Here is a 12,200-nt window from a genome sequence, read left to right as displayed (position 1 = left end):
CGTCAGTCCAGTGAGAAGCAGCTGCGGAGCAGGAAGCCCCACTTGCTCGCGCCGTGCCAGAAGACGTCGGCCGAGTTGTGGTCCGACGTGATGTACCGGACGCCGATGTAGTTGCCCTGCACGAGCGTGTCGATCGGGTCGGAGTGCCCCTGCCCGGCGGTGTAGTTGCCGAAGAGCGTGGCGGTCGAGCAGGTGATGTGCGCGGCCCGGGTCGGCACCCACGGGTCGCCGATCGTGCCGGATCCACTTTGGACGGTCGCGGCCCCGGCGGGGGCGACGGTCAGCCCGCCCGCCGCGACGGCCATCACCGCGACCGCGCAGGCGCGTTTGACGCTGGTCAACGTCATCATGGTCCTTTCCTCAGCGGTTTCTCCGCTTCTCGGAAAAGAAGTACCGAGTTTGGCTGCGCGGCGGAAGTGCGGGTCGTGACCAGGCGTGCACGGTTCGTGTCCGCTTGAGCAGCGGCGCAGGTCGGGCGCTCGTTGCCTTCGCCGCTCGCCTTCCCTGCGTAAGCCACTCGCGCTGCGAGCGCGCCAGGCGCTGAACGGCCGCGCCGACCGCCGCCGGCCAAGCCACCCACGCGTTCGGCTGAACCGGGAGCGTCGCGGCCGAACCGGCCGCGCCACGAACCAGGCCCCGCACCACCCGCCGAGCCGAGCACACCGCCGCCCGACCGCCCGCACCAAGAGCCAAGCGCACCACCGGGCGAGCCGCCGCACCACGGACTTCAGCCGAGCGTGGGTGTTACCTCACCCGGGGTGGCGCGACATACTGAAGGCATGCCCCGTCCGAAGCACGTCCCCGCGAGCGATCTTCGGCTTCCGGACGCACTGGAGCCGGGGCGGCCGAAAGGCGACCAGCTCCGCGAGATCATCGAGAGCGTCGCCACCGAGGCCGGGCCGGGGCGGCTGATGCCGTCCGAGCGGTTCCTCGCCGAGCACTTCCAGGTGGCCCGCGGCACCGTGCGGCAGGAGATCAATCGCCTGGTCGCCGACGGTGTGCTCTACCGCCAGCACGGCACCGCGACCTTCACCGCGCAGCGGCAGGCCGCGCACATCGACATGCTGACGTCGTTCACCGAGGACATGCAGGCCCGGGGCGTCGTCCCCAAGACGAAGGTGCTGCACGCCGAGGTGGAGAGCGCGGGGCCGCGCATCGCCGGGCGGCTGAACGTGCCGCCGGGGGCGCGGGTGTTCCGGCTGGAGCGGCTGCGTTACGTCGAAGACGAGCCGTTCGCGGTCGAACGCACCAACCTGTCGGTCGACCGGTTCCCGGACATCGAGCTGTTCGACTGGGAGACCCAGTCGCTGCACCGCACGCTCGAGGAGCGCTGGGGCGTCCGGGCGGACTGGAACGACACGGCGATCTCCGCGGCCCTGCCCACCAGCCACGACGCCGGGCTGCTGGGCATCGAGGCCACCCAGCCGTGCCTGATCATCCAGGGCACGCTGCACGACCAGAGCGGCGGTGTGATCGAAGCGGGCCGCTCGCTGTACCGGGCCGATCGCTACACCGTCTTCACCCAGGCCCGGCGCAACGGCAGCTAGGCGTAGTGGCTCCGGAGCAGCTTCAAACAGTGCTCCACCAGCACGTCGGCCGCCTCCGGGCCGAACAGGGTCACGTACGACTCGTAGATCCCGTCGCGGTGCCCGGCCGCGTCCGGCAGGTAGCCCAGGTAACCGTCCGTGTAGCCGATCACCCTCGTGTGGCGGAACGGGCTGCCGCGGCGGATGCGCAGGCCCAGGGACGCGAACAGCTCGAACGGCGTGTGCAGCCAGGCGATCTCGCCCAGTGACACGACGCTGACCGGCACCTCCGCGCAGCCCGTCGGGCGGTCGGTGGCCGCCATCGAGGCGAGCATCGCGCACCCTTCGTAACGGGTCTGGGCGATCCGGACGGCCGGGTGGTCCTCACCATGCAGAGCGAGCTCGCGCCGCCATTCGCCTTCGGCCGCCTGGCGCAGTTCCAGGCTGTCCTCGATGGACGGGACGTCGCGGTAGGGCAGGTGCAGCGACGACCGGGTCAGCCTGACCGGGCCGGTGGCCGCCGACGAGGACGCCGCCTCGAGCGTGCGGGCGATCGACGTCGCGAGGTGGCCGCCCAGGGTGGCCACCTCGTCGTGGTCGCGGCCTCGCCGGACGAACCGGGAGCTCGCGTCGCCCGCCGCACCCTGCAGGAACGCCGCGACCGGACGGCCGATGAGCGCCGCCAGCTCGCGGCGGGTCGCGCCCGGCCAGTCCGCGGACCAGGTCAGGTTGTCCGGGCCCAGCACCGTGGGGTGGCTGGCGTAGTCGAACAGCAGCGCGGCCGGGGTGTCGTCGTCCCGCCGGAGCTCGAGCACGCCGAACGACGTGTCGTGCGGGCCGTCGGGGTCGTAGCGGTTGCTGCCGACGGCCTCGGTCTCCCCCGCGTGCCACCGGGCCCGCACGCGTCTTCGGCAGGCGCGCAGCAGGGCCGCGGCGCCGGTGATCTTCTCCGTCATGCGGTCGACCAGGCCGTTGTCCCGCTGCCCCGGCAGCCCGGGGTGCAGCTGGCCGGTCCAGCCCTCGGGCCCGGAATGGGTGTGCGACGCGCAGACGAGCACGCGCTGCGGGGCGATGCCGACGGCCTCGGCGACGGCGCCGGCCAGGGTGCGGGTGAGCCCGGCGTCCACGGCCAGCGCGTCCAGCGCCACCCACAGCACCCCGGGGTCGTCTTCGGTGGACAGCCAGATCAGCGACGCTTCGAGGTCGTCGTGGGTGCCGGTCGCGACGCCGTGGCGGGCCAGGTAGCCGCCGAGCGGGTGCCCGGGGCCCGGCGTGATCCGCACGTCCTGCGCGGCGAGCAGGAGCGAGGCGGTCACCAGGTGGACTCCAGGACGTCGACGACGCCGTCGCGGCCGGCGGCGCGTGCCACCCCGGCCAGCTCGGTCACGTCGCCGGTGGTGTGCAGCAGGACCTCCAGCAGCATCGGCAGGTTCAGCCCGGACACCAGCTCGATGCGGGCCGGTCCTTGGGCAGCGAGCGCGCGGACGGCGTTGAACGGCGAGCCGCCGTGCAGGTCGGCCAGCACGAGCAGCTCGGCCGCGTCGCCGGCCAGGGCGCCCAGCCGGGCGCCGAAGTCCTCCGGGCGGTCGCTCGGGCTCAGCGCGCAGACCTTCAGCCGCGACTGCGGGCCGAGGATCATCTCGGCCGCCTCGCCGACGCCCGAAGGCAGGCTGCCGTGCCCCGCGAGAATGATCGGGATCGACATGACGGGCTCCTAACTCTTCGCAGGCCCGGCGGGTGCGAACCAGCCGAGCCACCCCAGTGCGACGCCGACGACCATGACGACCGCGATGATCCAGATCGGCCGCATCCGCGCCTTCGCCGCGAGCAGGTACACCCCCGCCGTGACCAGCACCGGCAGCAGGAACGGCACCAGCTCGTCGAGCCGGTCCTGGATCGCCACCGCCTGCGTCACCGCCTGTCCCTGGACGGTGGTGGTCTGCCGGTAGGTCAGCGTGGTGACGACCTTGACGATCGACGGGATGAAGCCGCCGAGCACCACGAACCCGAGCACCGTCGCACCCTGCGCGACGCGGGCCAGCGCGCCGGCCGCGAGGTGCCCGGCCAGCCGTTTCCCTTCACGGTACGCGAACCCGAACTGCCAGCGCCGGATGAGCGCGTAGGGCACCAGCACCATGACGGCGGCGAACACCGGGCCGAGCCAGTTGCCCTGCAGCGCCCACGACGCGCCCATGGTGAAGATGATGCTGTTGTACAGCGCGAAAACGAGGGTGTCGCCGATGCCGGCGAGCGGGCCCATCAGGGCGACCTTCGTGCTGGCGGCCGACGTCGGCGTGCCCGCTTCCTCCAGCGCGACGGTCGAGCCGAGGATCAGGGGCCCGCCGACGAGCACCGAGGTGTTGAAGAACTGCATGTGCCGCTGCAGCCCGGCGGCGTAGTCGGCCTTGTCCGGGTACAGGCGGCGCAGCACCGGTTCCATCGAATAGGCGAAGCCGAGTGCCTGCATCCGCTCGTAGTTCCACGAGATCTGGCTCGACCAGAAGTACCGGCGGTAGGCGCGGCGCAGGTCCTGCTTCGTCAGCCGGGGGTCCACAGTGGATTCTTCTGGGGACTCCGCCGCGGTAGTCACGACCGCCGGCTCCTCGCGCTTGAACGTCACGAACAGCATCGCCATCGCGACGCCGACCAGCGCGACGCCCAGCACCGGCAGGTGCAGGTAGGCGAACCCGACGAACCCGACGAGCAGCAGGTACCAGTACTTCCGCAGCTCCATCATGCCGAGCAGCAGCGCGAACCCGACCGCGGGCAGCAGCGAACCGGCCAGCGTCATGCCGTTCACGAACCCGGTCGGGATGTTCGCCGTGATGTCCTTGACCAGCCCGCCGGACGCGGCGAGCGCGGCGAGGAACGTCGGGATCGCGCGCACCGCGACCCACGGGATGAGACTGACCCAGTGGATCATCGCCATCCCGCGCGCGTTGCCGTCGGCGGCGTAGGAGTCGGCGCGGTGCACCAGGCCGGTCGTCACCATCTTGCCGACCGGGTCCAGCGCGGACAGCAGGACCGCCGCCGGCAGCCCGACCCCGAGACCGACCGCCACCTGCGCGGACGTGCCCCCGGCGGCGCTCGCGGCCAGCGCGGTGCCGACGATCGTGCCGGTCTGGTAGTCCGGGATCGTCGCCCCGCCGTAGGTGTAGACGCCGAGCGCGGCCAGCTCCAGCGTCGCGCCGATCAGCAGGCCGAGCAGCGGGTTGCCGGTGATCAGGCCGGCGACCGAACCGGCGATCAGCGGGCGCTGAGCGTAGATGAGGAACGGGCCGAGCCCGTCGTAGGTGCAGTAGACGGCCCAGACGGTCAGGGCCAGAGCGACGAGCATTCCGGGCTCACAGCCCCTTTCGATCGAGCAGCGCGACGAAGTCGGCGGCCTTGTCCTGGGGCATGAGCTGGGTGACGACCGGGACGCCGGCCGCAGCCAGCTTCCGGTAGCCGGCGGCCTCGTCCGCGGTGACCGCGATCGAGCGGGTGACCATGGTGTAGTCGCGGCCCGGCCGGGGCGCGGCGTTGCCGACGTTGACGACTTCCGGCCGCAGCCCGCCCTCGACCAGGCGGAAGAGGTCCTCGGGGTGCTTGGTGATGATCATGACGCCGTCGCCGGCGGGCGCGAGCAGCGTGTCGGCCACCGACAGCACGTCGGTGGGCAGCCCGCGAGCGGCCTGCGGGAGCAGTGTCCGCTGCAGGTCGTCGGCGGCGACCTCGTCGTTGCAGACGAGCAGCCGGCGCACGCCGAGGCGGCGGGTCCAGGCGACGGTGACCTGCCCGTGAACCAGCCGGTTGTCGATCCGGACGTGTGCCCCCGCCATGTTTCTCCTCCCCAGTGGCAGGAGACATCCTGGTTCGCGCCCGTAGCGGTGTCAATACTGCGTGTGACCAAAGCCATGAACCAAGGGACAGCTCCGCGCGGGCCGACGGCAGGACCCCTCAGACCTCCCGTCGGCCCCGTGCGCGCGAAGCCCCCTCTTGGTACCCCGGATGGAAATTCCCGGACCCTCCCATAAAGGTATATACCAGTATGGACCGTCTAGATCGACTGTCAAGACCCGTACCGCTCAGCGGACCGCGACGGTCATGACCGGGTCGCGGCTCGTGGGCGGTTCACCCCAAGCTGTCCGTTCTTGTCAGTGACAGCCATCGGCGCCCGCTCCTATCATTCCCAGTGGTCTAGACCGCGAGCGTACTTCTCGTCCACTGCCGCATCGGGAAGGCGGAATCGTCGTGACCGCAAGAACCTGGCGCCTCGCCGCGCTCAGCACCGCCCTCGTGTTCGCCACCGCGTTGCTCCCGTCCGCCGGGGCCGCCGGCCACGACGGCACCGAGCAGCTCCCAGACCACCTCCGGACACCCGCGGCCGCTGCCGCGGCCCCGCAGTCGACCGTCTGTGATGGCGACGGCACCAGCGGTAAGCGCGTTCAGGCGCTGTACGTCCGCGGGAACGGGCAGGCCGACCGGTACTCCCAGTTCGCCACCCAGTTCCAGACCTTCACGAGCCAGATCGACGACGCCTTCGTCGAAGCCGCGAGCCGGCTCGGCGGCGGCGTCCGGCACCTCCGGTACGTCACGGACTCCAGCTGCCGCGCCACCATCGCGAACGTGACGATCGCGCAGGGCGACATGGCGACCGTCGACACGATCACCAACGCCATCAAGGCGCAGGGCTACAACCGGGCCGACCGCAAGTACATCGTCTGGTACGACAAGGACGGCTGCGGCCTGGCGTTCGGCAACGGCGGCAACGACAGCCCGGGCGCGAGCAACCCGTACAACGCCGGCCCGCACTACGCCACGGTCGGCACCGGCTGCTGGTCGTGGCAGGCGACCGGCCACGAGCTGCTGCACACCCTCGGCGCCGTCCAGGGCAGCGCGCCGCACTCGACGCCGTACGGCCACTGCTGGGACGACGAGGACATCATGTGTTACGACGACGGCGGCATCCCGAACCCGCCGGGCGGCCTGGTGAAGGTCTGCCCGGGCGCGCCGGAGAACCAGATCGACTGCCTGGGCGACGACTACTTCAACACCAACCCGCCGGCCGGCAGTTACCTGGCGACGCACTGGAACGTCGCGAACAGCGCGTACCTGATCACCACCGGGGCCACGAATCCGTCCGGCGCGATCACCGGGATCGGCGGCAAGTGCGTCGACGTCAGCGCGTCCGGCACCGCCAACGGCACCGCGATCCAGCTGTGGACCTGCAACAACACCGGCGCGCAGCGGTGGACCGTGCAGAGCGGGACGCTGCGGGCGCTCGGCAAGTGCCTGGACGTCGCTTCGAGCGGCACCGCGGACGGCACGCTCGTGCAGCTGTGGGACTGCAACAGCACCGGCGCCCAGACGTGGCAGGCGCGGTCCGACGGCTCGCTGCTGAACCCGCAGTCGGGCAAATGCCTCGACGCCACGGGCAATGCGTCGGCCGACGGCACCCGGCTGGAGATCTGGACGTGCGCGGGCACGGCGAACCAGCGGTGGCAGGTGCCGGCCTGACGCGAAGGTGATTTTCTCCGAAAGAGGTTCCCATTCGGAGGGAAACTGGCAGAATGCCCGATGACCTGCCGGTTTCCCTCCGAATCCAGAACCGATCCAGAACTCGCCGGGAGCCCGGCGAAATCCCGGCGAAAAGCGCGCAACCTGGCCGCGTCCTCGTCGTTAAGGGCATCGCCGGACGTTCCGCCCAGGCGGGCGCCGGCACGCTGCGAAGCCGGGCCGTTACGGCTTCGCCGAGGGAGGAAAAGCAATGCCGGCCGTCACCGCGAACATCGTCCCGCTCCGGCACGCGCGCCCGGGGGTCGTGGCGTACGTGAAGAGCCCGGACGAATGGTTCGTCGCCAACAGCGGGTGGATCCAGGGCAGTGAAGGCGTCGCGCTGATCGACACGTGCGGCACCGAGCAGGCGACGCTGGAGCTGGTGCGGGACGTCCGCAAGTACGCGCCGGAAAGCGCGAAGCAACTCACCGTGGTCGTGACGCACGCGCACGGTGAGCACCACAACGGCGTCGGGGTCGCGCTGCGCGACGGCGGGACGGTGCTCGCCGCGCCCGCGAGCGTCGAGGTCGTCAAGGCCGGGCCGCAGACCTACGGCAACGTCTTCACCTGCACCCAGTGGGGCGTGCTGGAGCCGCCGGAGCCGGCGGCGGTCCGCCCGGTCGTCGGCTGGCGGCGGATCGACCTCGGTGACGCGGTCGCCGACGTCGTCGCCGTGCCGGGCACCGCGCACACCGCGGGTGACCTCGTGGTGCACGAACCGCGTTCGGGCACGCTGTTCACCGGCGACCTGGTGTTCATCGGCAGCACGCCGATGGCGGTGCACGGCTCGATCCCGGGCTGGCTCGACGCGCTCGACTGGATGCAGGACACCTTCCGCCCGCGCACGCTCGTGCCGGGCCACGGCCCGGTCGCGAACCCGGGCCACACCGCCGTGCACACGATGCGCGTCTACCTCGAGTGGCTGCTCGAGGCGACCGCGCGCAGCCGCGACTTCTCGAAGCTCGCGACCCAGGCGTCGCTGCGCTGGCCGACCTGGAGCAACCCGGAGCGCCACATCGGCAACCTGATGCGCGCCTACGCCGACCAGCACGGCCGCAAGCTGGACGTGGACCTGGCGATCGACGCGGTGATCGCGGCCGCGGGCGGGCGCATCGACCTGGACTACCTGCTGGGCGCCGAACCGGCCCGCCAGATCTCCTGAAGCCCCCGTGACGAACCGCTCGGCGACGGACGCTGGGCCGGACGGCGGCTAATAACCATCAGCCTTTGACAAGGTCTCCGCGCCTCGCCGACTCTGAAGTGGTCTGAACAACTTGTGATCACCGGCCCTCGACGAGGAGGCGCCCCGTGCGTACGAGACTTCCCTTCCGACGGCGGTTCGGAGCCATGGCCGCGGCGCTCGCCGTCGCCGCCGGGCTCATGACCGCCCTCGCCCCCGCGGCCGACGCGGTCCCGGCCACCATCCCGTTGAAGATCACCAACAACTCGGGCCGGTCCGACCCGATCTACCTCTACGACCTCGGCACGTACCTGGCGACCGGGCAGCAGGGCTGGGCCGACGCCAACGGCACGTTCCACGCCTGGCCGGCCGGCGGGAACCCGCCGACCCCGGCGCCGGACGCGTCGATCCCCGGCCCCGCGAACGGTCAGTCGGTCACCATCCGGATCCCGAAGTTCTCCGGCCGGATCTACTTCTCCTACGGGCAGAAGCTGGTGTTCAAGCTGACGACCGGCGGCCTGGTGCAGCCCGCGATCCAGAACCCGTCCGACCCGAACGTCAACATCCTCTTCAACTGGTCCGAGTACACGCTCAACGACGGCGGGCTCTGGCTCAACAGCACGCAGGTGGACATGTTCTCCGCGCCGTACGCGGTCGGCGTCCAGCCCGTCGGCGGCACGACGAAGAGCACCGGGCACCTGAAAGCGGGCGGCTACAACGGTTTCTACTCCTCGCTGCGCGGCCAGGCCGGCGGCTGGGCCAACCTGATCCGGACGCGCTCGGACGGCACGGTCCTGCGCGCGCTCGCCCCGGGCCACGGCATCGAGATGGGCGTGCTGCCCGCGACCGTGCTGCAGGACTACATCAACCGCGTCTGGACGAAGTACAGCTCGTCGACGCTGACGGTGACCCCGGTCGCCGACCAGCCGAGCGTGAAGTACTCCGGCCGGGTTTCGGGCAACGTCATGAACTTCACCAACACCTCCGGCGGGTTCGTGACGGCGTTCCAGAAACCTGACTCCGACAGCGTTTTCGGCTGTTACAAGAACCTCGACGCGCCGAACGACGTCCGCGGCCAGATCTCGCGCACGCTCTGCGCGGGCTTCAACCGCTCGACGCTGCTCACCAACGCCAACCAGCCCGACACGAGCTCGGCCGGGTTCTACCAGGACGCCGTCACGAACCAGTACGCGAAGAAGATCCACGCGCAGATGGCGGACGGCAAGGCGTACGCGTTCGCCTTCGACGACGTCGGCCACTTCGAATCCCTGGTCAACGACGGAAACCCGGCGACCGCCTACCTGACGCTCGACCCGTTCAACTGAGCTTGACGGCGCCCGTCTCCGGCGCCACCGGCGTATCCCCGAGCACGTCGAGATCGACGCTCCCGTGGGTTTCGACGGTGTATGCCGGGACGGGCACCGCCGTGCCCACCGTGACTTCCCTCAACTGGCCGCCGCACGCGGCCAGGTCCAGTACCAGCAACGGCACAACGAGCATCGTACGAATCCGCATGACGGCTCACCCCGTTTTTGCTCCACCACTCCCATGGAGAACACGAGGCCCGGACCGGCGCGGTTCACGCCCCCACGTAAGCCGCCAGGTGTTCACCCGTGAGCGTGGCGCGCGACTCGACCAGCTCGGCCGGGGTGCCTTCGAAGACGACCGTGCCGCCGTCGTGGCCGGCGCCGGGGCCGAGGTCGATGATCCAGTCCGCGTGCGCCATCACCGCCTGGTGGTGCTCGATGACGATCACCGACTTGCCCGCGTCGACGAGCCGGTCCAGCAGGCCGAGCAGCTGCTCGACGTCGGCCAGGTGCAGGCCGGTGGTCGGCTCGTCAAGGACGTAGACGTCACCCGCGGCCCCCATCTGCGTGGCCAGCTTGATCCGCTGGCGCTCGCCGCCCGAGAGCGTGGTGAGCGGCTGGCCGAGCCGGAGGTACCCGAGGCCGACGTCGGCGAGGCGCTGGAGGATCTTGTGCGCCGCCGGGAGCTTGGCCGTGCCGTCGCCGAAGAACTCCTCCGCCGTGGCCACCGACATCGCCAGGACCTCGCTGATGTCCTTGCCGCCGAACTTGTAGTCCAGCACCTCGGCCTGGAACCGCTTGCCCTCGCAGACTTCGCACGGCGTCGCGACGCCGGCCATCATCCCGAGGTCGCTGTAGATCACGCCGGCGCCGTTGCAGTTGGGGCAGGCGCCTTCGGAGTTGGCGCTGAACAACGCGGGCTTGACGCCGTTCTCCTTGGCGAAGGCCTTGCGGATCGGCTCCAGCAGCCCGGTGTAGGTCGCCGGGTTGCTGCGCCGCGAACCGCGGATCGCGGCCTGGTCGATCGAGACGACCCCCTCGGCGCCCTCGACCGAACCGCGGATCAGCGACGACTTCCCGGAACCCGCCACGCCGGTGAGGACGACGAGCACCCCGAGCGGGATGTCGACGTCGACGTCACGCAGGTTGTGCGTGTCGGCCCCACGGACCTCCAGGGCGCCCTCGGACTTCCTGACCTCGTCCTTGAGCGCGGCCCGGTCGTCGAGGTGGCGGCCGGTGATCGTGTCGCTCGCGCGCAGGCCCTCGACGGTGCCCTCGAAGACGACCTCGCCGCCTTCGGAACCGGCCTTCGGACCGAGGTCGACCACGTGGTCGGCGATCGCGATGGCCTCCGGCTTGTGCTCCACGACGAGCACCGTGTTGCCCTTGTTCCGCAGCTGCAGCAGCAGTTCGTTCATCCGCTGGATGTCGTGCGGGTGCAGGCCGATCGTCGGCTCGTCGAAGACGTAGGTGACGTCGGTGAGCGACGACCCGAGGTGCCGGATCATCTTGGTGCGCTGGGCTTCCCCGCCCGACAGCGTGCCCGAGGGCCGGTCGAGGCTCAGATAGCCGAGGCCGATCTCGACGAACGAGTCGAGGGTGTGGCCCAGCGCCTCCAGCAGCGGCGCCACCGAAGGCGCCTTCAGGCCACGGACCCACTCGGCGAGGTCGCTGATCTGCATCGCGCAGGCGTCGGCGATGTTCACCTTGCCGATCTTCGACGACCGGGCCTCCGGGCCGAGCCGCGTCCCGTCGCACTCGGGGCAGGTGGTGAAGGTGACCGCCCGCTCGACGAACGCGCGGACGTGCGGCTGCATCGACTCGACGTCCTTGGAAAGCATGGACCGCTGGATCGACGGCACCAGCCCCGAGTACGTCAGGTTGATGCCCTCGACCTTGATCTTGGTCGGCTCCTTGTAGAGCAGGTCGTCGAGCTGGCGCTTGGTGAACTTCTTGATCGGCTTGTCCGGGTCGAAGAAGCCGCTGCCGCGGAAGATGCGGCCGTGCCAGCCCTCCATGCTGTACCCCGGGATGGTGATCGCGCCTTCGTTGAGCGACTTCGTCTCGTCGTAGAGCTGGGTGAGGTCCATGTCGTTGACCGCACCCCGGCCCTCGCAGCGCGGGCACATGCCGCCCAGGATGTTGAAGCTGCGACGCTCCTTCGTGGTGCGGCCGCCCTTCTCGAGGGTGACCGCACCGGCGCCGCTGATCGAGGCGACGTTGAAGGAGAACGCCTGGGGCGAGCCGATGTGCGGCTTCCCCAGCCGGCTGAACAGGATCCGCAGCATCGCGTTGGCGTCGGTCGCGGTGCCGACCGTGGAGCGCGGGTCGCTGCCCATCCGCTCCTGGTCGACGATGATCGCGGTCGTCAGCCCGTCGAGGACGTCGACGTCGGGGCGCGCCAGCGTCGGCATGAACCCCTGTACGAACGCGCTGTAGGTCTCGTTGATCAGCCGCTGGGACTCCGCGGCGATCGTGCCGAAGACCAGCGAGCTCTTGCCCGAGCCGGAGACCCCGGTGAACACGGTCAGCCGTCGCTTCGGCAGCTCGACCGTGACGTCCTTGAGGTTGTTCACGCGCGCGCCGTGCACCCGGATCAGGTCGTGGCTGTCGGCTTCGTGCGGGGCCTTGCTCATCTTCTCTCCAGTG

At 70.6% G+C, this 12,200-nt stretch carries 11 protein-coding genes; 4 read left to right on the top strand and 7 right to left on the bottom strand.

The window, feature by feature from the left end; all coding sequences use genetic code 11:
- Positions 1–2 precede the first annotated feature (2 nt).
- Positions 3–350, bottom strand: coding sequence for a hypothetical protein (locus VA596_RS33105; RefSeq protein ID WP_323332175.1), 348 nt, complete (start codon positions 348–350; stop codon positions 3–5).
- A gap of 429 nt (positions 351–779) precedes the next feature.
- On the opposite strand from VA596_RS33105, the gene VA596_RS33100 reads away from it, so the two are divergent.
- Entirely contained in the window at positions 780–1,547 is a 768-nt protein-coding gene (locus tag VA596_RS33100) for a GntR family transcriptional regulator (protein ID WP_323332174.1), read from the top strand.
- Here the strand turns inward: VA596_RS33100 and VA596_RS33095 are convergent.
- Genes VA596_RS33095 through VA596_RS33080 form a run of 4 tightly spaced genes read right to left on the bottom strand, consistent with a single transcriptional unit; the run spans position 1,544 to position 5,347 of the window.
- Complete coding sequence (locus VA596_RS33095; protein WP_323332172.1) at positions 1,544–2,842, bottom strand: hypothetical protein; 1,299 nt, start codon at positions 2,840–2,842, stop codon at positions 1,544–1,546. The genes VA596_RS33100 and VA596_RS33095 overlap by 4 nt on opposite strands.
- Positions 2,839–3,231 carry a PTS sugar transporter subunit IIA gene (locus VA596_RS33090; RefSeq protein WP_323332170.1) on the bottom strand — a complete coding sequence of 131 codons (393 nt, stop codon included), beginning with the start codon at positions 3,229–3,231 and terminating at the stop codon, positions 2,839–2,841. The genes VA596_RS33095 and VA596_RS33090 overlap by 4 nt, the downstream gene beginning before the upstream one ends.
- Positions 3,232–3,240: 9 nt before the next feature.
- On the bottom strand, positions 3,241–4,863 hold the full coding sequence (locus VA596_RS33085; RefSeq protein WP_323332168.1) for a PTS system mannose/fructose/sorbose family transporter subunit IID: 1,623 nt from the start codon (positions 4,861–4,863) through the stop codon (positions 3,241–3,243).
- 7 nt (positions 4,864–4,870) lie between these two features.
- Positions 4,871–5,347 (bottom strand): PTS system mannose/fructose/N-acetylgalactosamine-transporter subunit IIB, encoded by a 477-nt coding sequence (locus tag VA596_RS33080; protein WP_323332166.1) that lies wholly within the window; start codon positions 5,345–5,347, stop codon positions 4,871–4,873.
- Positions 5,348–5,759: 412 nt separating this feature from the next.
- Here VA596_RS33080 and VA596_RS33075 point away from each other — a divergent pair, with 412 nt between their 5' ends.
- The 3 genes from VA596_RS33075 (at position 5,760) to VA596_RS33065 (ending at position 9,569) form a co-directional block, all read left to right on the top strand.
- Complete coding sequence (locus VA596_RS33075) at positions 5,760–7,025, top strand: ricin-type beta-trefoil lectin domain protein (protein WP_323332164.1); 1,266 nt, start codon at positions 5,760–5,762, stop codon at positions 7,023–7,025.
- A gap of 250 nt (positions 7,026–7,275) precedes the next feature.
- The gene (locus VA596_RS33070; protein ID WP_323332162.1) at positions 7,276–8,226 is read left to right on the top strand and encodes an MBL fold metallo-hydrolase; all 951 of its coding nucleotides are present in this window, start codon (positions 7,276–7,278) and stop codon (positions 8,224–8,226) included.
- A gap of 146 nt (positions 8,227–8,372) precedes the next feature.
- Positions 8,373–9,569 carry a glycoside hydrolase family 64 protein gene (locus VA596_RS33065; protein WP_323332160.1) on the top strand — a complete coding sequence of 399 codons (1,197 nt, stop codon included), beginning with the start codon at positions 8,373–8,375 and terminating at the stop codon, positions 9,567–9,569.
- Here the strand turns inward: VA596_RS33065 and VA596_RS33060 are convergent.
- Together VA596_RS33060 and VA596_RS33055 are read right to left on the bottom strand one after the other, a co-directional pair.
- Entirely contained in the window at positions 9,562–9,735 is a 174-nt protein-coding gene (locus VA596_RS33060; protein WP_323332158.1) for a hypothetical protein, read from the bottom strand. The two genes, VA596_RS33065 and VA596_RS33060, sit on opposite strands and share 8 nt — an antisense overlap.
- Positions 9,736–9,823: 88 nt before the next feature.
- Entirely contained in the window at positions 9,824–12,187 is a 2,364-nt protein-coding gene (locus VA596_RS33055; protein WP_323332156.1) for an excinuclease ABC subunit UvrA, read from the bottom strand.
- Positions 12,188–12,200 lie beyond the last annotated feature (13 nt).

The organism is Amycolatopsis heterodermiae (assembly GCF_034929455.1).
Taxonomy (GTDB): domain Bacteria; phylum Actinomycetota; class Actinomycetes; order Mycobacteriales; family Pseudonocardiaceae; genus Amycolatopsis; species Amycolatopsis heterodermiae.
Note: the sequence above shows the minus strand (reverse complement) of the source record. Positions and strands in the feature narration are given on the sequence as shown.